The 19,109-nt window shown below is 73.7% G+C and carries 21 protein-coding genes; 12 read left to right on the forward strand and 9 right to left on the reverse strand.

Annotated elements, in window-relative coordinates; all coding sequences use genetic code 11:
• Positions 1-33 precede the first annotated feature (33 nt).
• The 3 genes from dmpG to KM427_RS02065 are packed head-to-tail and all read right to left on the reverse strand — an operon-like array spanning position 34 to position 2,797.
• The gene (dmpG, locus tag KM427_RS02055; RefSeq protein WP_183592377.1) at positions 34-1,035 is read right to left on the reverse strand and encodes a 4-hydroxy-2-oxovalerate aldolase; all 1,002 of its coding nucleotides are present in this window, start codon (positions 1,033-1,035) and stop codon (positions 34-36) included.
• Entirely contained in the window at positions 1,032-1,988 is a 957-nt protein-coding gene (locus tag KM427_RS02060) for an acetaldehyde dehydrogenase (acetylating) (RefSeq protein WP_215526085.1), read from the reverse strand. Before KM427_RS02060 ends, dmpG begins: the two co-directional genes overlap by 4 nt.
• Positions 1,985-2,797 (reverse strand): 2-keto-4-pentenoate hydratase, encoded by an 813-nt coding sequence (locus tag KM427_RS02065; protein WP_215526086.1) that lies wholly within the window; start codon positions 2,795-2,797, stop codon positions 1,985-1,987. The genes KM427_RS02060 and KM427_RS02065 overlap by 4 nt, the downstream gene beginning before the upstream one ends.
• A gap of 69 nt (positions 2,798-2,866) precedes the next feature.
• On the opposite strand from KM427_RS02065, the gene KM427_RS02070 reads away from it, so the two are divergent.
• Complete coding sequence (locus KM427_RS02070; protein WP_215526087.1) at positions 2,867-3,637, forward strand: IclR family transcriptional regulator; 771 nt, start codon at positions 2,867-2,869, stop codon at positions 3,635-3,637.
• Between the two features lie 10 nt (positions 3,638-3,647).
• On the opposite strand, the gene KM427_RS02075 is transcribed toward KM427_RS02070, so the two are convergent.
• Positions 3,648-4,820 carry an acyl-CoA dehydrogenase family protein gene (locus KM427_RS02075; RefSeq protein ID WP_183592381.1) on the reverse strand — a complete coding sequence of 391 codons (1,173 nt, stop codon included), beginning with the start codon at positions 4,818-4,820 and terminating at the stop codon, positions 3,648-3,650.
• Positions 4,821-4,886: 66 nt separating this feature from the next.
• Here KM427_RS02075 and KM427_RS02080 point away from each other — a divergent pair, with 66 nt between their 5' ends.
• Complete coding sequence (locus tag KM427_RS02080; protein ID WP_183592382.1) at positions 4,887-5,462, forward strand: TetR/AcrR family transcriptional regulator; 576 nt, start codon at positions 4,887-4,889, stop codon at positions 5,460-5,462.
• Here the strand turns inward: KM427_RS02080 and mftR are convergent.
• Positions 5,433-6,032 carry a mycofactocin system transcriptional regulator MftR gene (gene mftR, locus KM427_RS02085; RefSeq protein WP_252274967.1) on the reverse strand — a complete coding sequence of 200 codons (600 nt, stop codon included), beginning with the start codon at positions 6,030-6,032 and terminating at the stop codon, positions 5,433-5,435. The genes KM427_RS02080 and mftR overlap by 30 nt on opposite strands.
• Before the next feature lie 93 nt (positions 6,033-6,125).
• Here mftR and mftA point away from each other — a divergent pair, with 93 nt between their 5' ends.
• The 10 genes from mftA to KM427_RS02135 all read left to right on the forward strand — a co-directional run bounded on the left by mftA (position 6,126) and on the right by KM427_RS02135 (position 14,561).
• Positions 6,126-6,233 (forward strand): mycofactocin precursor MftA, encoded by a 108-nt coding sequence (mftA, locus tag KM427_RS02090; RefSeq protein ID WP_252274969.1) that lies wholly within the window; start codon positions 6,126-6,128, stop codon positions 6,231-6,233.
• 15 nt (positions 6,234-6,248) lie between these two features.
• Entirely contained in the window at positions 6,249-6,533 is a 285-nt protein-coding gene (gene mftB / locus KM427_RS02095) for a mycofactocin biosynthesis chaperone MftB (protein ID WP_183592384.1), read from the forward strand.
• Entirely contained in the window at positions 6,530-7,711 is a 1,182-nt protein-coding gene (mftC, locus tag KM427_RS02100; RefSeq protein ID WP_215526088.1) for a mycofactocin radical SAM maturase, read from the forward strand. The genes mftB and mftC overlap by 4 nt, the downstream gene beginning before the upstream one ends.
• Before the next feature lie 45 nt (positions 7,712-7,756).
• Complete coding sequence (mftD, locus tag KM427_RS02105) at positions 7,757-8,956, forward strand: pre-mycofactocin synthase MftD (RefSeq protein WP_215526089.1); 1,200 nt, start codon at positions 7,757-7,759, stop codon at positions 8,954-8,956.
• Positions 8,957-9,557: 601 nt separating this feature from the next.
• On the forward strand, positions 9,558-10,223 hold the full coding sequence (gene mftE, locus KM427_RS02110) for a mycofactocin biosynthesis peptidyl-dipeptidase MftE (RefSeq protein ID WP_215526090.1): 666 nt from the start codon (positions 9,558-9,560) through the stop codon (positions 10,221-10,223).
• Complete coding sequence (locus KM427_RS02115; protein WP_215526091.1) at positions 10,220-10,945, forward strand: mycofactocin-coupled SDR family oxidoreductase; 726 nt, start codon at positions 10,220-10,222, stop codon at positions 10,943-10,945. The genes mftE and KM427_RS02115 overlap by 4 nt, the downstream gene beginning before the upstream one ends.
• Positions 10,942-12,342, forward strand: coding sequence for a mycofactocin biosynthesis glycosyltransferase MftF (mftF, locus tag KM427_RS02120; protein WP_215526092.1), 1,401 nt, complete (start codon positions 10,942-10,944; stop codon positions 12,340-12,342). Before KM427_RS02115 ends, mftF begins: the two co-directional genes overlap by 4 nt.
• Positions 12,343-12,355: 13 nt before the next feature.
• Positions 12,356-13,033 (forward strand): NADPH-dependent F420 reductase, encoded by a 678-nt coding sequence (npdG, locus tag KM427_RS02125; protein WP_183592390.1) that lies wholly within the window; start codon positions 12,356-12,358, stop codon positions 13,031-13,033.
• A 237-nt stretch (positions 13,034-13,270) separates the two neighbouring features.
• A complete protein-coding gene (locus tag KM427_RS02130) occupies positions 13,271-13,933 on the forward strand; it encodes a hypothetical protein (protein WP_215526093.1) in 663 nt (220 codons plus the stop codon).
• A 148-nt stretch (positions 13,934-14,081) separates the two neighbouring features.
• Positions 14,082-14,561, forward strand: coding sequence for a PGPGW domain-containing protein (locus tag KM427_RS02135; RefSeq protein WP_183592392.1), 480 nt, complete (start codon positions 14,082-14,084; stop codon positions 14,559-14,561).
• A 278-nt stretch (positions 14,562-14,839) separates the two neighbouring features.
• On the opposite strand, the gene KM427_RS02140 is transcribed toward KM427_RS02135, so the two are convergent.
• The 4 genes from KM427_RS02140 to KM427_RS02155 form a co-directional block, all read right to left on the reverse strand.
• Positions 14,840-15,607: a hypothetical protein gene (locus KM427_RS02140; protein WP_215526094.1), complete on the reverse strand. Its 768-nt coding sequence runs from the start codon at positions 15,605-15,607 to the stop codon at positions 14,840-14,842.
• A gap of 89 nt (positions 15,608-15,696) precedes the next feature.
• Positions 15,697-17,007, reverse strand: coding sequence for a S1C family serine protease (locus KM427_RS02145; RefSeq protein WP_215526095.1), 1,311 nt, complete (start codon positions 17,005-17,007; stop codon positions 15,697-15,699).
• Positions 17,008-17,075: 68 nt separating this feature from the next.
• Complete coding sequence (locus tag KM427_RS02150; RefSeq protein WP_215526096.1) at positions 17,076-18,248, reverse strand: 4-hydroxybenzoate 3-monooxygenase; 1,173 nt, start codon at positions 18,246-18,248, stop codon at positions 17,076-17,078.
• A gap of 33 nt (positions 18,249-18,281) precedes the next feature.
• The gene (locus KM427_RS02155) at positions 18,282-19,055 is read right to left on the reverse strand and encodes an IclR family transcriptional regulator (protein ID WP_215526097.1); all 774 of its coding nucleotides are present in this window, start codon (positions 19,053-19,055) and stop codon (positions 18,282-18,284) included.
• Positions 19,056-19,109 lie beyond the last annotated feature (54 nt).

Below are 19,109 nucleotides of genomic sequence, written 5' to 3' on the forward strand. Positions count from 1 at the left end.
GGGCTGGGGCCGACGGGACGGTCGGGGTCAGGCTCAGCCGGCCAGGTCGAGGGCGATGTCGATGATCATGTCCTCCTGGCCGCCGACCAGTCGCCGCTTGCCGCACTCGGTGAGGATGTCGCGCACGTCGACGCCGTAGCGGGCGGCGGCGTTCTCGGCGTGCCGCAGGAAGCTGGAGTAGACGCCGGCGTACCCGAGCGTCAGCGTCTCGCGGTCCACCCGCACCGGGCGGTCCTGCAGCGGCCGGACCAGGTCGTCGGCGGCGTCCTGTAGCGCGAAGAGGTCGCAGCGGTGCTCGAAGCCGGACAGGTTCGCGACCGCCACGAACGCTTCGATCGGGCAGTTGCCGGCACCCGCGCCGTGGCCGGCCAGCGACGCGTCGACGCGGTAGGTGCCCTCCTCGACGGCGACCACGGAGTTGGCGACCGAGAGGGAGAGGTTCTCGTGGGCGTGGATGCCGATCTCGGTGCCGGCGTCGAGGACGTCGCGGTAGGCCCGCACCCGGTCCCGCACGTCGTTCATGGTGAGCCGACCGCCGGAGTCGGTGACGTAGACGCAGTGGGCGCCGTAGGACTCCATCAGCTTGGCCTGCCGGGCGAGCTCGTCGGGCGGCGCCATGTGGGAGAGCATCAGGAAGCCGGAGACGTCCATGCCGATCTCGCGCGCGGCGGCGATGTGCTGGGCGGAGATGTCCGCCTCGGTGCAGTGCGTCGCGACCCGGACCGACCGGACGCCGAGGTCCCAGGCGGTCCTCAGCTCGTGGATGGTCCCGACGCCCGGCAGCAGCAGCGTGGTCAGCCGGGCCTGGGTGATCGACTCGGCGGCCGCCTCGATCCAGGCCCAGTCGGTGTGCGAGCCGGGGCCGTAGTTGACCGACGAGCCGGCCAGCCCGTCGCCGTGGGCGACCTCGATGGCGTCGACGCCGGCGGAGTCGAGGGCGGCGACGATGCGGCGTACGTCGTCGGGCTCGATCCGATGCCGTACGGCGTGCATGCCGTCGCGCAGCGTGACGTCTTGGACGAAGATGTCGGTCATGCCTGGTCCCTTCCGGCGAGGCGCTGAGCAATCTCCTGGGCGACCTGCAGGCCGGCCGAGGTCATGATGTCGAGGTTGCCGGCGTAGGCCGGCAGGTAGTGCGCGGCGCCCTCGACCTCGAGGAACACCGACACCTGGTGGGTCGGTCGCGGCAGGCCGTCGGGGACCAGCGTGTGCACCGGCTGGTCGGCGGGGATCTCGGTGATCTGCACCTGCTGCTTGAGCCGGTAGCCCGGCACGTAGGCCGCGACGTCGCCGACCATCTTCTCGATGCTCTGCCGGATCAGCTCGTGCGTCGCCGGCTCGGGCGCGTCGACCAGGCAGAAGACCGTGTCGCGCATGATCAGCGGCGGCTCGGCCGGGTTGAGGATGATGATCGCCTTGCCCGCGGTCGCGCCGCCGACGGAGACGATGGCCGCCGAGGTGGTCTCGGTGAACTCGTCGATGTTCGCCCGGGTGCCCGGACCGGCCGACTTCGAGGCGATCGACGCGACGATCTCGGCGTAGGCGACCGGGACCACCCGCGAGACCGCCGCGACGATCGGGATCGTCGCCTGGCCGCCGCAGGTCACCATGTTCACGTTCGTGGCGTCCAGGTGCGCGTCGAGGTTGACCGCCGGCACGACGTACGGTCCGATCGCCGCCGGCGTCAGGTCGATCATCCGCTTGCCCAGCGGCTGGAGCCGTGCGGCGTTGGACTCGTGGGCCTTCGCGCTGGTGGCGTCGAAGACGATCTCGATGTCCTCGAAGCCGGGTAGCCCGACCAGCCCCTCGACCCCCTCGGCCGTCGTCGGCACGCCGAGCCGCTGGGCGCGGGCCAGCCCGTCGGAGGCGGGGTCGATGCCGACCATGGCGCCCATCTCGAGGTGCTTGCTGGTGCGCAGCACCTTGATCATCAGGTCGGTGCCGATGTTGCCCGACCCGATGATCGCGACCTTCGTCTTCCCACTCATCGCTCGTCCTCCCTGCTGAATCGAATCGAGACACTGCCGAGCCCCGAGATGTCGGCGCGGACCGACGCACCCGGCGTGACCGGCCGCATCGGGCCGAGGGCACCCGACAGCACGACCTGGCCGGCGCGCAGCGGCTCCCCGAACTCCCGCGCGGTCCGCGCGAGCCAGGCCACCGCCTCCAGCGGGTCGCCCAGGCAGGCGGCGCCGTCGCCGGTGGAGACCACCTGGCCGTCGATGCCCATCGACATCGTCACGTCGCGGGGCTCGAGGTCGGCCAGGGTGCGCCGCTGCGAGCCCAGCACGTACGCGCCGGCCGACGCGTTGTCGGCGACGGTGTCGCCGAGGCTGATGTCCCAGCCCGCGACCCGGCTGCCGCAGATCTCCAGGGCGGCCACCGCGTAGTCGACGGCCGCGCGCACCTGCGCCGCGTCGAGCGGGCCCTCGACCAGGTCGTGCTCGAGCACGAACGCGATCTCGGCCTCCACCCGCGGCTGCAGCACCGCGCCGAAGGGGACGGCGTCGCCGTCGGCGTGCGCCATGTCGTCGAAGAGCACGCCGAAGTCCGGCTGGTCCACCCCGAGCTGCTCCTGCACAGCGGGGGAGGTCAGCCCGATCTTGCGGCCCACGACCCGGGCGCCCGCGGCGACCCGCCGGTCGGTGAGCCGCTGCTGGACGGCGTACGCCGCGGGCAGGTCGTCGCGGCCGATCAGGTCCCGCACGGGCGGGCACGGGACGCCGCTGCGGTCCGCGGCCCACAGTCGGTCGGCCGCCTCCTGGACGGCCGTCGCGCTCGAGATGGTCTCACTCATGACCCCACTGTCGCCGCCGGGCCGGCGTTCACCGAGGGGATCGTTCCACTCACCGGTACGCTCCTGACGATGGCGACAACACCCACGGACCCCGATCTCGGCTCGGTGCTGGGCAAGGCCGTCGCGGTGCTGCACGCCTTCACCGTCGACGACCACGAGCTCTCCCTGGCCGCACTGGTCGAGCGCACCGGGCTCCCGAAGACCAGCGTGTACCGGATCGCCGGCGACCTGGTCCGCTACCGCCTGCTCGACCGGACCGTGCTCGGCTACCGGCTCAGCGGCGGGCTCTTCGAGCTCGGCATGCGCGCCTCGGTCGAGCGCAGCCTGCTGGAGCTGGCGATGCCCTACCTCCAGGACCTCTACGAGCGCACCCACGAGACGGTGCACCTGGGCATCCGCGAGGGGCGCGAGGTCGTCTACGTCGCCAAGATCGCCGGGCGCGGCCAGGCGGCCAGCCCGTCGCGGACCGGCGGCCGGATGCCGTTGCACTGCACGGCGATCGGCAAGGTCCTGCTCGCGTGGGCCGACGACGACCTGCGCCGCGACGTCCTGACCGGACCGCTGGAGCGGCGTACGCCGCACACGATCGTGGCCCCCGGGCGGGTCGCTCAGCAGCTCGACGCCGCGATCGAGGCCGGGGTCGCCTTCGAGCGCGAGGAGTCGGCGCTCGGCCTCCAGTGCGTGGCCGCCCCGGTCCTGGACGCCGACGACCGGCCGATCGCTGCGATCAGCGTGACCGGACCGGTCGGGCGGTTCCGGCCCGAGCAGCACGTGGACGCCGTACGGGCCGCGGCGCAGGGGTTGGGCACCCTGGTCGCGCGCCGCCGCTCACTGCACTGACCGTGCGGTGTCACGACTCCACGTGGACCAGCCGGCCGGCGCCGCCGCGGTCCAGCGAGCGGCCGATGACCAGCCGCTGGATCTGGTTGGTGCCCTCGAAGATCTGCATCACCTTGGCCTCGCGCATGTAGCGCTCGACCGGGAAGTCGCGGGTGTAGCCGTAGCCGCCGAGCACCTGGACGGCGTCGGTGGTCACCTTCATCGCCGTGTCCGTTGCGACCAGCTTGGCGATCGACGCTTCGCGGGCGTACGGCAGGCCCTGGTCCTTGAGTCGGGCGGCGTGCAGCAGCATCGCCCGGGCGCTCTGGATGCCCGCCTCCATGTCGGCGAGCAGGAAGCTCAGCCCCTGGTGGTCGATGATCCGGGCGCCGAAGGTCTCGCGGCTCTTGGCGTACGCCACCGCCTGGTCGAGCGCGCCCTGGGCGAGCCCGGTCGCGACCGCCGCGATGCCGAGCCGTCCGGCGTCGAGGCCCGCCAGCGCGATCTTGAGGCCGTCGCCCTCGGCGCCGAGCCGCCGCTCCGCAGACACGCGGACGCCGTCGAAGCGCATCGTGGCCGTCGTCGAGCCGGTCAGCCCCATCTTCTGCTCGGGCGGGTCGGCGACCAGGCCCTCGGCGTCCGCGGGCACCAGGAAGCAGGAGATGTCGTTGCGGCCGTCGCCGGTGCGGGCCATCACGGTGTAGAAGTCGGCCTGCCCGCCATGGGTGGTCCAGGCCTTGGCGCCGGTGATCACGTAGTCGTCGCCGGTACGCCGCGCGCGGGTCGTCATCGCGGCCGGGTCGGAGCCGGCGTGCGGCTCGGAGAGGCAGTACGCGCCGAGCAGGTCGCCGCCGAGCATGTCGGGCAGCCAGCGCTGCCGCTGCTCCTCGGTGCCCGCGGTCGCGAGGCCGAAGCAGCTCAGCACGTGCACGGACGTGCCGACGCCGACGCTCGACCAGACTGCGCCGATCTCCTCGAGCACCTGGAGGTAGACCTCGTACGGCAGCCCGCCGCCGCCCTGCTCCTCCGGGTACGGCAGGCCGAGCAGGCCGGCCCGGCCGAGCAGCCGGAAGACCTCGCGGGGGAACTCCTCGTCGCGCTCGGCCGTCGCGACCAGCGGGGCGAGCTCGTGGGTGGCGAGGTCGCGCACCAGCGCGATCAGGTCGACGGCCTCGGCGGAGGGCAGCAGGCGGGAAGCGGGCATCGGGGACTCCTCGGGGAACGGCGACAGTACTACAGTACCCGTTCTGGTACTGATAGCCTTCATCACGTGTCCCGTCGCGACGAGCTGCTCGACGAGCTGATCGAGCTGTTCCTCGCCGAGGGCTTCCTCGACTTCGGCGTCGGCGACCTCGCGACCCGGCTCCGCTGCTCGCGCTCGACGCTCTACCTCGTCGCCGGCAGCAAGGAGCAGATCGTGCTCGCCGCCGTGCGCGGCTTCTTCCGGCGCGCGGCCGAGCGGATCGAGGCTCAGGTCGCGCGGGAGCCCGACCCGGGCGCCCGGATCGCCGTCTACCTGACCGCGGTCGCGGCGGAGCTCAGCCCGGCGAGCCCGCGCTTCCACGCGGACCTGGTGGCCTACCCGCCGGCGGCCGAGATCTACGTCGACAACACCCGGCTCGCCGCCCGGCGGGTGCAGAACCTGGTGGTCGCCGGCGTCGGGGCGGGGGCGCTGCGCCAGGTCGACGCGACGTTCGTCGGGGCGGCGGTGGCGCAGGTGATGGCCGGCATCGAGAGCGGTGCGATCGGCGCGGCGACCGGGCTCGACGACGCCGCGGCGTACCGCCGGCTCGCCGACCTGGTCATGAACGGGCTGTCACTCGCCCAGGTAGGCGCGCAGGTCTGACAGCGCCTGTCGCAGGCGCTCGTCGAGGGTGGGTCCGGGCTCGCGCAGCCAGAGCACGTACGCCGAGAGGGCCAGCGCCAGGCAGACCTGGCTCACCGTCTCGGGGACGGCGTCGGTGGGCGCGAGGCCGCGGCGCTCCGCGACGTACTCCGCGATGACGGCGCGCCACTCGGCGTAGCGCAGCACCGAGTGGGCCTGGAGCGCGGGCGTCTCGAGGAGGAGTCGCATCCGCTCGCGGTGCGGCGGGTCGGCGTCCTCGTCGAACTCGTTGAAGGCCAGCATCCCCTGCTGCACCACCTCGGCCACCGGCTGCTCCTGCGGCAGCTCGCGCAGGATCTGCCGGAAGCTGTCGAGGGTGCGGGCGAACTGGCCCCACGGGATGTCGTTCTTCGAGCGGTAGTAGCGGAACAGCGTGCGCCGGCTGACCCCGACCGACGCCGCGATGTCGTCGAGCGTGGTGCCGTCGAAGCCGCGCTCGGCGAACAGTGCGAACGCCGCCTGCTCGATCGCGGCGTGCGAGGTCGCCTCGGGTCGGCCCACGAGGGAGCGGCGGGTGGTCGGCGGCGGCACGGGGAGATCGTAGGGCGAGCGGGGGTCTTCCATTTATGCCATGAGTGCACTTATTGTGTCCCGCACCACTCATCCACGCCCGAGGAGGCCGCCGTGAACCCGGAGCAGACCGAGAACATCGAGCAGGACGTCACCGCCACCCTGACCAGCGAGGACCTGATCGAGGAGGTCTCGATCGACGGCATGTGCGGCGTCTACTGAGCCGGACCTGACCCGATGATCCTCGACGAGGCCTGGCGGCTGTCGCCGTCGGTGGCGTTGCGTCCCGAACCGTTCGGGGCGCTCGCCTACCACTTCGGCAACCGCAAGCTGACCTTCCTCAAGACGCCTGCGTTGGTGCGGGTGGTCGAGCAGCTGGCCGACCACGCGGACGTGCGCGCGACGCTGCGCGCCGTCGGCGTACCGGAGGCGCAGCACGACGCGTACGCCGCCGCCCTCGAGGGTCTCGCCGACGCCGACATGATCCGACCGCGAGCCGACGCCATCGAGGAGGCCTCATGAGGCTGGTCGAGCACTTCGAGCAGGGGCTGGACGCGCCCATCTGCCTGACGTGGGAGCTGACCTACGCGTGCAACCTGGAGTGCGCCCACTGCCTGTCGAGCAGTGGCCGCCGGGACCCGCGCGAGCTGACCACCGAGCAGTGCGAGGCGGTGATCGACGAGCTGCAGCGGATGCAGGTGTTCTACGTGAACATCGGCGGCGGCGAGCCGACGATCCGGCCGGACTTCTGGCACCTGCTGGAGTACGCCGTGGCGCACCAGGTCGGGGTGAAGTTCTCGACCAACGGGGTGCGGATCACCCCCGAACGCGCCCGCTTCCTCGCCAGCACCGACTACGTCGACGTGCAGATCTCGCTCGACGGTGCGACCGCCGAGGTCAACGACTACGTGCGCGGGCCGGGCTCGTTCGACACCGCGCTGCTCGCCCTGCAGAACCTCCAGGACGCGGGCTTCCGCGACGCCAAGATCAGCGTCGTCTGTACCCGGCAGAACATCGGCCAGCTCGACGAGTTCAAGGCGATCGCCGACCGGTACGGCGCGACGCTGCGGCTCACCCGGCTGCGCCCCTCGGGCCGCGGCGCCGACGTGTGGGACGAGCTGCACCCGCTGCCGGAGCAGCAGCGCGAGCTCTACGACTGGCTGCTCGCTCACGGGGACGGCGTACTCACGGGCGACTCGTTCTTCCACCTCGCGGCGTTCGGTGAGGCGCTGCCGGGCCTCAACCTCTGCGGCGCCGGCCGGGTGGTGTGCCTGATCGACCCCGTGGGCGACGTCTACGCCTGCCCGTTCGCGATCCACGACCAGTTCCACGCCGGCAACCTGCTCACCGACGGCGGCTTCCGGCAGGTCTGGCAGACCTCGCCGCTCTTCGCCGAGCTGCGCTCGCCGCAGACCGGTGGCGCGTGCACGAAGTGCGCCCACTACGACGCCTGCCGGGGCGGCTGCATGGCCGCGAAGTTCTTCACCGGCCTGCCGCTCGACGGTCCCGACCCCGAGTGCGTCCAGGGCCACAGCGAGCTCGCGCTGGCCGGCGCCCGCACCATCCCGGCCGCCAGCCAGGACCACTCCAAGGTGACGCCCACCCGCAACCAGCCGGTGATGCTCAAGCTGATGACCCGGCCGCCCGTCAGCGACTGTGCCGAGAGCCCGCTGGCCGGCTTCGTGCCGGACGGTGGTTGAGGTGCGAGCGCAGCGAGCCTCGAAACCACCACACAGGACGGCATCATGAAGTTCGAGAACCCCTGGAAGCAGAACCCCTGGTTCGAGTCCGTCGCGGTCGCGCAGCAGCGCGCCCGCAAGCGGCTGCCGAAGCCGGTCTACGGCGCGCTGGTCGCCGGGTCGGAGCGCGGGCAGACGATCGCGGACAACCAGGCGGCGTTCGCCGAGATCGGGGTGCTGCCTCATGTCGCCGGCCACCAGGCCGACCGCTCGATGACGCGCACCGTGCTCGGCCACGAGGTCTCGCTGCCCGTGCTGATCAGCCCGACCGGCGTCCAGGCGGTGCACCCCGACGGCGAGGTCGCCGTCGCCCGGGCCGCCAACGCCCGCGGCACGCTGATGGGCCTGTCGAACTTCGCCTCCAAGTCGGTCGAGGAGGTCGTGGAGGCCTGCCCGCGCACGTTCTTCCAGATGTACTGGACCGGCGACCGCGACGTGATGGTGCAGCGCATGGAGCGCGCCCACAAGGCGGGAGCGATCGGGCTGATCGCCACCCTGGACTGGTCGTTCTCGATGGGCCGCGACTGGGGCAGCCCGGAGATCCCCGAGAAGGTCGACCTCAAGACGATGGTGCGGATGGCGCCGAAGGTCGCCACCAAGCCGCGCTGGCTCTACCAGTTCGGCCGCACCGGCCAGATCCCCGACCTGACCGCGCCGAACCTCGCGCCGCCCGACGGCGGTCCCGCGCCGACCTTCTTCGGCGCCTACTACGAGTGGATGACCACGCCCCCGCCCTCCTGGGAGGACGTCGCGTGGATGCGCGCGACGTGGGGCGAGATCAGCGCCACGCCGTTCGTGCTCAAGGGCGTCTCCCGGGTCGACGACGCGCGCCGGGCCGTGGACGCCGGGGTCGCCGCTATCTCGGTGTCCAACCACGGCGGCAACAACCTCGACGGCACCCCGGCCGCGATCCGGCTGCTGAACCCGATCGCCCGGGCGGTGGGCGACGAGATCGAGGTGCTCATGGACGGCGGCGTACGCCGGGGCTCGGACGTCGCGAAGGCGCTCGCTCTCGGTGCCCGCGCGGTGCTGATCGGCCGCGCCTACCTGTGGGGCCTGGCCGCCAACGGTCAGGCGGGCGTGGAGAACGTGCTCGACGTCCTGCGCGGCGGCCTCGACTCGGCGCTGCTCGGCCTCGGGCTGTCCTCGATCGACGAGCTGACCCCCGAGACGCTGCTGGTGCCCGAGGGCTTCCACCGGTCATGAGTCGTCGGGGCCGTCGCCGTGCGGCGGTGAGCAGGCAACCTCTTGGCGGCCCGGGTCGGTTGCTGGCTCACCGCTGCCTGGGGTCGGCGTCGTGCGGCGGTGAGCAGGCAACGTTCTGGGAGTCGGGATCGGTTGCTGGCTCACCGCTGCTCGGTCGGTGCGCCGGGCGGCGGTGGCTCCTCCACGTTTCTCGGCCGGGGTTCGGTGGATCGCCCACCGCTCCCCGGTCGGCGTGCCGGGCGGCGGTGAGCAGGCAACCTTCTGGCGGCCCGGGTCGGTTGCTGGCTCACCGCTGCCTGGGGTCGGCGTCGTGCGGCGGTGAGCAGGCAACGTTCTGGGAGTCGGGATCGGTTGCTGGCTCACCGCTGCTCGGTCGGTGCGCCGGGCGGCGGTGGCTCCTCCACGTTTCTCAGCCGGGGTTCGGTGGATCGCCCACCGCTCCCCGATCGGCGTGCCGGGCGGCGGTGGCTCCTCCACGTTTCTCGGCGGGCGTTCGGTGGATCGCCCACCGCTCCCCGGACGGGGCGCCGGACGGCGGTGACCGGTCCACGTTCTCAGGCTGGCGTTCGGTGGATCGCCCACCGCCGGCCGGGACCGGCCGATGAGCCTCGCCGACGCCACGTCCCCCGAGGCGGAGGGGGCCGGGCTGGTGCTGGTGCCGGTCGGCTCGATCGAGCAGCACGGGCCGCACCTCCCGCTCGACACCGACACCACCATCGCGATCGCGGTGGCCGAGGGAGTCGCGGCCGGGCTGCCGGGTGCCTGGGTGGCGCCGGCGATCGCGTACGGATCGAGCGGCGAGCACCAGTCCTTCCCCGGCACCTGCTCGGTCGGCACCGACGCGCTGCGCACCCAGGTCGTCGAGCTGGTGCGGTCGATGCGTACCTGGGCGCGGCGGGTGGTGTTCGTCAACGCCCACGGGGGAAACCTCGTCGCCCTCGACGCCGCGATCGCGGTCCTGCGCCACGACGGCCACGACGGCCGCGACGTGGCGTGGGTGCCGTGCGCGACCGAGGACGTCGATCTCCATGCGGGCTACACCGAGACGAGCCTCATGCTCCACCTGCGGCCCGGGTCGGTGCGGCTCGGCCGAGCCGAGGCGGGCAACACCCAGCCGTTGAGCGAGATCCTGCCCGCGATGCTGGCCGGCGGCATCGCCGCGGTCTCGGCCAACGGCGTGCTCGGCGATCCGGCCGGCGCGACCGCCGCCGAGGGCGAGCGGGTGCTCGCGGCGATGGTCGCCGACGTGCGAGGGCGGCTGGCATGAGGGTCGCCCTGGTCACCGGCGCGGCCGGGGGCATCGGGTCGGCGACGGTCGCGCGCCTGCTCGCGCAGGGATACGCCGTGGTCGGCGTCGATCGCGAGGCGGCGGTCGTGCCCGAGTCGGAGCGCGCGGCCCACGTGCGCGGCGACGTACGCGACCAGCGCGTGCTGGAGTCCGCGGTGGCGCTCGCCGTCGAGCGGTGGGGCCGGCTCGACGCGGTGGTCGCGGCGGCCGCGGTGATCGCGGGCGGCCGGCCACTGTGGGAGACGCCGCTGGAGGAGGTCTACGACCTCTGGGAGGCCGACGCCAGGACCGTGTGGCAGACCGCCGTCGCCGCCGTGCCGGTGATGCTCGCGGGGCCGGACCCGTCGGGGTGCCGGTTCGTCGCGGTGGCCTCGGCCGCCGCCCACCAGGGCCTGTTCGGGCTCGGCGCGTACGTCGCCGCCAAGCACGCCGTCGTCGGGCTGGTCAAGGGTCTCGCGGCCGACCTCGTCGGCACCGGCGTCACCGCCTGCGCGGTCTCGCCGGGCTCCACCCGGACCCCCATGCTCGACGCCACCGCCGACATCTACGGGCTGACCGACGCCGAGGCCTTCGCCGGTCACCAGCTGCTTCGGCGTCTGCTCGACCCCGACGAGGTCGCGGCGACGCTGGCCTTCTGCTGCTCGCGGGAGGCGGCCGTGCTCAACGGCAGCGTCGTGTCGGCCACCGGCGGCTTCTCGTGACCCTGCCGGCCGGCTTCCGGGTGCGGGTCGGCGACGACGTGCGCGTGCACGACGGCGGCCGGACCCTGGTCGGCGGCTCGCCGCTGCGCGTGCTCCGGCTGCGCGAGCCGGCACCGGCCCTGGGTCGCGGCGAGGTGCTCGAGGTCGGCGACCGGACCACCGGCGTCGTGGCCGAGCGGCTGCTGGCGGCCAACCTCGCGGCGCCGCTCCTGTCCGGCCCGCCCTCCGGGGAGACGGCCGACCTGACCGTGGTGGTCCCGATCCGGGACCGCGCCGACCGCCTCGATCGGCTGCTGGCGGAGCTGGCCGCGCTCCCGGTGGTCGTCGTCGACGACGCCTCCCGCGACCCCGGCGGCGTCGCGCGGGTCGCCGCGCGGCACGGCGCCCGGCTGGTCGCGCTGACCACGAACGTCGGGCCCGCCGGCGCCCGCAACGCCGGGCTCGCGCAGGTGCGCACGGCGTACGTCGCCTTCGTCGACTCCGACGTGGTCGTCGACGCCGAAGCGCTGCGGGGGCTGGCCGGGCACTTCGTCGACCCGCGGGTGGCCGCGGTCGGGCCGCGGGTGCGCGGGGTCGCGCGCAACACCCGGCCGCGCCGCTTCGAGCGCTGGGACGTCGACGGGCTCTCGCTCGACCTCGGCACCGCGCCGGCGCTGGTGCGGCCGTGGTCGAAGGTGGGCTGGCTGCCGAGCGCCTGCCTGCTGGTACGGATGGCGGATCTCGACGGCGACGGCTTCGAGGCCGGCCGTCGCGTGGGCGAGGACGTCGATCTGGTCTGGCGACTGGTCCGGCGGGGCCGGCAGGTCCGCTACGACCCGACGTACGTCGCGAGGCACGACAGCCGCGGCACCTGGTCGACGTGGCTGGGACGCAAGGCCTTCTACGGCACCGGCGGCGCCTGGCTGGCGCAGCGGCACGGTGACTGGATGGCACCGGCGGTGCTCTCGCCGGTGCCCGCCCTCGGCGCACTTGCGCTGCTGTGGCAGCGGACGTGGTCGATCCCGTGCGCTATCGGCGCACTCGCGCTGGTCCGGCTGCGCCTCGGCCGCACCCTCCCGGACACCCCCGACCGCGCGCGGCTGGCCACAGAGCTGACCGGGGAGGTGGCGATGTCGACGCTGCGCCAGGGCTCCCACCTGCTGCTCCGGCACTGGTGGCCCGGTGCCGCGGCCGCCGCGCTGGTCTCGCGGCGGGCCCGGCGAGCGGTCGCGGCCGCCCTGGTCTGGGACCTGATCGACCACCGCGAGGTGCCCCCGGCGCGAGCGCCGGAGGCCTTCGTCGCCCGCCGACTCGACGACCTGGCCTACGGCGCCGGGCTGTGGTGGGGGGCCCTGCGGGCCCGGTCGGCGCGCGTCTTGGTGCCCAAGATCACAGGGCTGCGCCGCGCCCGCGACTGAGAGAGTGGCCCCCATGACCTCTCTCCCCGAATCCCTTGTCGGCAAGACCGTGGCGGTGCTCGGTGGCACCGGTCCCCAGGGCCGCGGCCTGGCGCGGCGGTTCGCCGCCGCGGGCCTTCCCGTCGTGATCGGCAGCCGCAGCGCCGAGCGCGCGGCCGAGGCGGCGTCGGCGCTGGTCGAGGCGGTCGGCGGCACGGTCACCGGCGCCGACAACGCCGGTGCGGCCGAGGCCGGCGACGTGGTCGTGGTCGCGGTGCCGTGGGACGGACACGGCGAGCTGCTCAAGGAGCTCGCCCCGGTGCTGGCCGGCAAGGTCGTCGTGGACTGCGTGAACCCGCTCGGCTTCGACAAGCAGGGCGCCTACGCGCTGCCGGTCGAGGAGGGGTCGGCGGCCCAGCAGGCGCAGGGGATCCTGACCGAGTCGACCGTGGTCGGGGCCTTCCACAACGTCAGCGCGGTCAAGCTCGAGGACCCCGAGGTCGCCTCGGTCGACACCGACGTGCTGGTGCTCGGCGACGTCCGCGCGGCCACCGACCTGGTCCAGGACCTCGCGGGCACCATCCCCGGGGTCCGCGGCGTGTACGGCGGCCGGCTGCGCAACGCCCACCAGGTCGAGGCCCTGACCGCGAACCTGATCAGCGTCAACCGGCGCTACCAGGCCCACGCCGGGGTCCGGGTCACCGACATCTGACCTCCGGCCCATCGGGCGTACGACGGAATATCTTCCTGCTGAATCTGCTTGCTACGACAGGATCTGTGGGTGATATCACCCTGAGGAGCACTCCTTTTGGTCGGGTTGGGTCCGAAACGGCCCGTAGGATTGCTCGTGTCGGGTGACGGATCCCCGGCCTCCCAGTCGGTTCGACGACGGTCGTCGCGTGCGTTGCACGCGGCGGCCGTCGTCTGTGTGCAGAAGAGAAAGCAGCCCGTGAACATCTCGCTCGCGACCGCCGTCGGCCTGGCGGCCACGCTCCTCGCGTTCGCCTACACCGTCCCCCAGATGCGCAAGCTCGTGCATGCGGGCACGGCCGCCGGAGTCAGCGTCGCCGCCCTCGCGAACTCGACGATCAGCGGCACCGCCTGGACGGCGTACGGCGTGGCCGAGCGCGAGATCTGGGTGATCCTCCCGGCGCTGCTCACACTGCCGGGCACCGCGGGCGCGATGGTGCTCGCCTGGTCCCGTGGCGGCAACCGCGACCGGATGTGGCTGCCGGTGGTCTGGGCCTCGTCGATCGCGGCCCTCGCCGCGCTGGTGCCGGTGCTCGGCTCGCGCCCGTTCATCGTGGCGCTCGGCTGCTCGATCACGCTGATGGTCGTCCCGGCCGCGATCACGGCCTGGCGCTCGCCGGACGTCTCGGCGATCGCCGCCTCCGCCTGGGCGATGCTGATCGTGGACGCCGCGCTCGCCGGTGCCTACGGGCTGCTCGCGGACATCGACGCGAACCTCATCTACGCCCTGGTCGCCACCAGCGGCGCCGCGCTGATCCTGGCCCGGCTCGCCGTGCCGCCGCACCTGCACGCCCGGCTGGTGCGCCTGCCCGAGGGGATCGACCCCGACGTGGCGCGCGACGACCTGAGCCTGGCCGCCTGAGCCGCGGATCTCCGGCCGGCTGCCGGTCTGGGTGGCGGTGAGTAGGCAACCGTTGTGGTGGTCCGGATGGTTGCCTGCTCACCGCGGGCGGGCCGGCACCGGCCGGCCACCGGTCCGGGCGCTTGACGGGGTCTGGCAGGCTTCCGGCATGGGTTTTCCGGGCGGCGCCGCGGCGAAGCGGATCGTGCTCGAGATCGTCGGCTGGGTCCTGATCGTGGCCGGCCTGGCCGCGCTGGTGCTGCCCGGCCCGGGGCTGCTGATGCTGTTCGCGGGGCTGGTGGTCCTCTCGCAGCAGTACGAGTGGGCCGAGCGCCGTCTCGACCCGGTCGAGCGGGCGGCCAAGCGGGCCGCGGCCGAGGGTGTCGAGACCTGGCCGCGGGTCGTGCTGTCGGCCGCCGGCGGCCTCGCGATCGTGGGCTTCGGCGTGCTCTGGCTGCTGGATCCGGACGTGCCCGGCTGGTGGCCGGCCCGGGAGTCGTGGTGGCTGCCGGGGGCCCCGGCCGCCGGCATCAGCCTCGTGCTCTCGGGGTTCATCGCGCTCGGGCTGCTCGCCTACAGCTACTGGAAGTACCGCGTGCAGGGCGTCCCGGTGCCGCCGCTGCGCGACGAGGATGCGGCGACCGACTGAGAGTCGGGCCCGGCGGGGGCCGCCCGCGCCGGCCGCCCACCGTTCACACCAGGTCGCGCCGGCCCGCTTCGGGGTCCACCGCAGCACCCTTCCGCCTGGCAGCCGAAGGCCGCACGACACGCCGCATCGGCCCGGCGTGCCGTGCGGGTTTCGGCTGTCGGCCGCCGAAACCGGCCGGCGGCGACCAAGTGAAGTCGGCCCGGACCCGCGCCGAGGATGAGCCGGGGGTGCCGCCGCGACTGCGACGACACCCCCGGTCGGAGATCGGTCGGCTCCGCTCAGGCGGCTGCTCGCACCGGGAGCGGTGGCAGTGCGGAGCACAGTGCCGGGAGGGCGCCGCACAGCGGCTGCAGGACCGGGTCGAGGAGACCACCGCCGCCCCCGCTGCTGCCACTGGTCGCGTCGCAGAGGGGCTGCAGCTGACCGGCCGCGTCGCAGAGCGGCTGCAGCGGGCTGGGGGCTCCGGGCGCGGGGGCCACCGCCGTGGCGTCGCAGAGCGGCTGGGCCTGGGGGATCGCCTGGCACAGCGGTGCGAGCGGGCTGGCCGACGGGTCGCCACCGCTCGACGGCGGCAGCGGGATGCCCGCGGTCGCGTCGCAGAGGGGCTGCAGCTGGGCGACGGCGTCGCAGAGCGGCTGCAGCGGGCTCGCGGCGGCTCCGCCGGTGTCGCCACCGGTGCTACCGCCACCGCCGTTGATCGCGCGGCACCGCTTCAGGGCCTTCTTCGCCTTCTTCACCTTCTGGTGTGCCTTGGCGTTGGCCTTCTTCGCCTTCTTCAGCTTGGACGCGGCCTTCCGCTGGTGGCTGCGGTCGGCGCGCTTCTTGGCCTTCTTGGCCTTCGTGACCTGCTTCTTGGCCTTCGCGGCCTGCTTCTTGGACTTGGCGACCTTCTGCTTCTGCTTGGCACACGGCCCGGCCTGGGCGGCCGCGCTCGTCGTGCGCTCGCTCCCACCGGTGCTCGCCGACGCGGTCGTGGTCGTGCCGACCAGCGACAGCGCGCACACGACGACCAGCGCCAGCAGCGCCTTCCATACGTGCTTGATCATGGCTCTCCCTCTGGTGCTGCGATCCCCGCTGAGCCGGGCCCGCATCTCGTACCCAGCAGCAACGAGCGTCTGACCAGAAGGTCACGCCACTAGTTCACGGGCGACGAGCCGAGGGTCACCTGCGCGTCGTGCGTGCCGCCGGACGCGTCGGTCCAGTGCAGCGTGACCGAGTCGCCGGGTTCGTACGTCGCGAGCGCCGAGCGCAGGCCGGCGTACGACGTGATCGCGGTGTCGTCGATGCCGGTGATCGTCGCGCCGGCCTCGATGCCGGCCTGGGCCGCGGCGCTGTCGCTCTCGACCTGGCCGACCTGCACGCCGGAGCCCGCCACGCCGGATCCCGCCTGGGCGATCGCGATGCCGAGGTAGGCGGACGGGCCGATCTGCACGCCGTCGGACTGGTGGCCGCCCTCGATCTGGCCGGCGACGTCGAGTGCCTCGTCGATCGGCACGGCGTAGCTCTGGGCCGCGCCGCCGCTGGAGGCGGCCGTGGTGATGCCGACGACCTCGCCCTCGTCGTCGAGGAGGGCGCCGCCGGAGAAGCCGCCGACGACGTACGCGTCGGTCTGGATCAGGCCGGTGAGGTGCTCGCCCTGCACGGTGGCCTCCGACTGGGTGTCGATCGACCGGTCGAGCGCCACCACGCTGCCGTCGGCGGCGGAGAGGAAGCCCTGGCCCTGGGCGTTGCCGACCGCGGTCACCTCGTCGGCGACGGCCGGGCCGCCGTCGTCGTCGACGTCGACCGTGGTGAGGCCGGAGGCGCCGTCGAGCTGGAGCAGCGCGATGTCCGCCTCCTGGTCGTGGCCGACGACGGTGGCGTCGTAGGTGTCGCCGGTGGCCGCGACGGTCACCTGTACCTGCGTCGAGCCCTCGACCACGTGGTAGTTGGTGAGCACCAGGCCGGAGGCGTCGATCACCAGGCCGGTGCCGGCGGCCTCGCCTGCGGTGGTGCGGGTGTCGATGAGCACCACGCCCTGCGCCTGGTCGGCGGTCGCGTCGCTCCAGCTGCCGGTCCGGTCGCTGGTGCTGCCGCCGTACGGGAGTCCCCGGGAGCCGCCGAACGGGTCCTGCGGCAGCGCGCCGGAGCCGGGCTGCTGGGGCAGGGTGCCGGTGCCCGGCTGTTGCGGCGTGGCCGCGGACGGGGAGTCGGCCACCGACCCTCCGTGGCTGAGCGCCCAGGTCACGGGCACCGCGACCGACGCGGCGAGCACGCCGCCGGCGACGGCCCCGGCGAGGGTGGCGCGCCAGCTCCAGCCGGTACGCCGAGCCGGCGGCGGGGCCGAGAAGGCCGGCGGACCGGACGGCGGACCGGCGGGCGGACCGGCGGGCGGCGGGGTCGTCGGCGCGGCGAAGTACGGGTTGAACGGGGGCGGCGGGGTCGAGCCGGAGTCGGGGGAGGTCATGCCACCAGTGGACCTGCCGATCCTGCTGGTTCCCCTGGGAACGACTGTGGACTTCCTGTGATCACCCCTCAGAACCCGATCGGCAGGCCCGCGTAGTTCTCCGCCAGCCCGCTGGCGCCGGCCTCGCTGGAGGTGACCCAGCGCAGTTGGGAGAGCTGCAGCTGCTGGTCGAACGGGTCGGCGCCGGTGTGCAGCATCGTCGTCATCCACCAGGAGAAGTGGGTGCAGCGCCAGACCCGGCGCAGCGCCGTGTCGGAGTAGGCGTCCGCGGCCGCGGGGTCGCCCCGGAGCAGCGCGACCAGGGCCGGCGCGAGCAGCGCGACGTCGGCGACCGCGAGGTTGAGCCCCTTGGCGCCGGTCGGCGGCACGATGTGCGCGGCGTCGCCGGCCAGGAAGAGCCGCCCGTGCCGCATCGGCTGCTGCACGAACGAGCGCATCGGCAGCACGCTCCTGTCGGTGATCGGCCCCGTGTCGAGCGCCCAGCCGTCCTGGCCGTGGCCGAGCCGGGTCGCCAGGGCCTCCCAGATCCGGTCGTCGGACCAGGCCTCGACCGCGGTGTCGTTGGGCACCTGGAGGTAGAACCGCGACACGCTCGACGAGCGCATGGAGTGCAGCGCGAACCCGTCCGGGTGCCAGGCGTAGATCAGCTCGTCGGTCGAGGGCGCGACGTCGGCGAGCACGCCGAGCCAGGAGTAGTCGTAGGTCCGCTCCCAGGTACGGCGCACGTCGTCGGGCACGGCGATCCGCGACGGCCCGAACGACCCGTCGCAGCCCACGACCACGTCGGCCTCGAGGCGCTGGGCCGTGCCGTCGCGGTCGGTGAAGGTCACCGACGGCCGGTCGGTCCCGAGATCGTGGAGCGCGGTGTCGGCGATCTCGTAGACCACCTGCTGGCCGCGGGCGTGCGCGGCGGCGGCGAGGTCCTTCTGCACCTCGGTCTGCCCGTAGACGAAGACCTGGCGGCCGGTGAGGTCGACGAAGTCGAGGTGGTGCCGCTCCTCGGGCCACTGCAGGTAGATGCCGCGGTGCGGGTCGGCCTCGCGGTCGAGCCGGTCGCCGAGCCCGACCGCGCGCAGCAGGTCGACCGTGGACTGCTCGAGGATGCCGGCGCGGATCCGGCCCGCGACGTACTCCTCCGAGCGGGTCTCCAGCACGACGGACTCGATGCCGTCGGCGGCGAGCAGGTGCGAGAGCAGGAGGCCGGACGGGCCCGCGCCGATGATGGCGACCTGGGTGCGCATGGCCGCAGTCTCGGGCGACGGCGGGCGGCGCGACTATCCGGAGATTCCGCTGGACGGAAGCGTCCGGGCGAGCTCGCGCCCGACGCCGTGGGCGGCGACCTGGAGCGCGCCCAGCAGCTTGGACCGGTCCTTGAGCGAGGGCACCACGATGCCGAGGGCGGCGACCACGTCCGGGCCGCGCCGGATCGGGACGGCGAGCGAGCAGGCGCCGAGGCTCATCTCCTCCGACGTCGTCGCGTGGCCCTCGCGCAGCACCCGGGCCAGCTGGCGGCGCAGCAGGCCCGGCTGGGTGATCGTGTACGGCGTGATCCGGGTCAGGTCGGCCAGCACCGCCTGCTGCACCTCCGGCGGCGCGTGCGCGAGCAGCACCTTGCCGACACCGGTCGCGTGCAGCGGCAGCCGGGAGCCGACGCTGCTCACCACCGGCACCGACGCGTGCCCGGCGAGCCGGTCGAGGTAGAGGACGTCGAGGCCGTCGCGCACCGACAGGTGCACGGTGGCGAGGGTGGCGCCGTAGAGGTCGTGGAGGTACGGCGAGGCCAGCTCGCGGAGCCCGGTCTGCACCGGCGCGAGCAGGCCCAGGTCCCAGAGCCGCCGGCCGACGACGTAGCAGCCGGTCTCCGTGCGGGAGAGCGCTCCCCACGCGACCAGCTCGCCGATCAGGCGGTGCGCCGTGGGCACCGGGAGGCCGGCCCGCTCGGCGAGCTGGGTCAGCGTCAGCCGCGGGTGCCGCTCGTCGAACGCCCCGAGCAGCGCCAGCGCGCGCGAGGTGACGGTGGCGCCCGGGGTCGAGGTGTTGCCGGCCATGCGGGGGAGTCTTCCACTCACCGGAAGAGATCGGTCGCCAGCGCCCACGTCCGT

Origin of the sequence: Nocardioides sp. LMS-CY, assembly GCF_018732145.1 — a bacterium.
GTDB lineage: Bacteria > Actinomycetota > Actinomycetes > Propionibacteriales > Nocardioidaceae > Nocardioides > Nocardioides soli.

What these genes read in the sequence shown, in the direction of transcription:
- dmpG (WP_183592377.1), bottom strand. Translation starts at nt 1,035, where the DNA reads ATGACCGACATCTTCGTCCAAGACGTCACGCTGCGCGACGGCATGCAC.
- KM427_RS02060 (WP_215526085.1), bottom strand. Translation starts at nt 1,988, where the DNA reads ATGAGTGGGAAGACGAAGGTCGCGATCATCGGGTCGGGCAACATCGGC.
- KM427_RS02065 (WP_215526086.1), bottom strand. Translation starts at nt 2,797, where the DNA reads ATGAGTGAGACCATCTCGAGCGCGACGGCCGTCCAGGAGGCGGCCGAC.
- KM427_RS02070 (WP_215526087.1), top strand. Translation starts at nt 2,867, where the DNA reads ATGGCGACAACACCCACGGACCCCGATCTCGGCTCGGTGCTGGGCAAG.
- KM427_RS02075 (WP_183592381.1), bottom strand. Translation starts at nt 4,820, where the DNA reads ATGCCCGCTTCCCGCCTGCTGCCCTCCGCCGAGGCCGTCGACCTGATC.
- mftB (WP_183592384.1), top strand. Translation starts at nt 6,249, where the DNA reads ATGATCCTCGACGAGGCCTGGCGGCTGTCGCCGTCGGTGGCGTTGCGT.
- mftC (WP_215526088.1), top strand. Translation starts at nt 6,530, where the DNA reads ATGAGGCTGGTCGAGCACTTCGAGCAGGGGCTGGACGCGCCCATCTGC.
- mftD (WP_215526089.1), top strand. Translation starts at nt 7,757, where the DNA reads ATGAAGTTCGAGAACCCCTGGAAGCAGAACCCCTGGTTCGAGTCCGTC.
- mftE (WP_215526090.1), top strand. Translation starts at nt 9,558, where the DNA reads ATGAGCCTCGCCGACGCCACGTCCCCCGAGGCGGAGGGGGCCGGGCTG.
- KM427_RS02115 (WP_215526091.1), top strand. Translation starts at nt 10,220, where the DNA reads ATGAGGGTCGCCCTGGTCACCGGCGCGGCCGGGGGCATCGGGTCGGCG.
- npdG (WP_183592390.1), top strand. Translation starts at nt 12,356, where the DNA reads ATGACCTCTCTCCCCGAATCCCTTGTCGGCAAGACCGTGGCGGTGCTC.
- KM427_RS02135 (WP_183592392.1), top strand. Translation starts at nt 14,082, where the DNA reads ATGGGTTTTCCGGGCGGCGCCGCGGCGAAGCGGATCGTGCTCGAGATC.
- KM427_RS02140 (WP_215526094.1), bottom strand. Translation starts at nt 15,607, where the DNA reads ATGATCAAGCACGTATGGAAGGCGCTGCTGGCGCTGGTCGTCGTGTGC.
- KM427_RS02145 (WP_215526095.1), bottom strand. Translation starts at nt 17,007, where the DNA reads ATGACCTCCCCCGACTCCGGCTCGACCCCGCCGCCCCCGTTCAACCCG.
- KM427_RS02150 (WP_215526096.1), bottom strand. Translation starts at nt 18,248, where the DNA reads ATGCGCACCCAGGTCGCCATCATCGGCGCGGGCCCGTCCGGCCTCCTG.
- KM427_RS02155 (WP_215526097.1), bottom strand. Translation starts at nt 19,055, where the DNA reads ATGGCCGGCAACACCTCGACCCCGGGCGCCACCGTCACCTCGCGCGCG.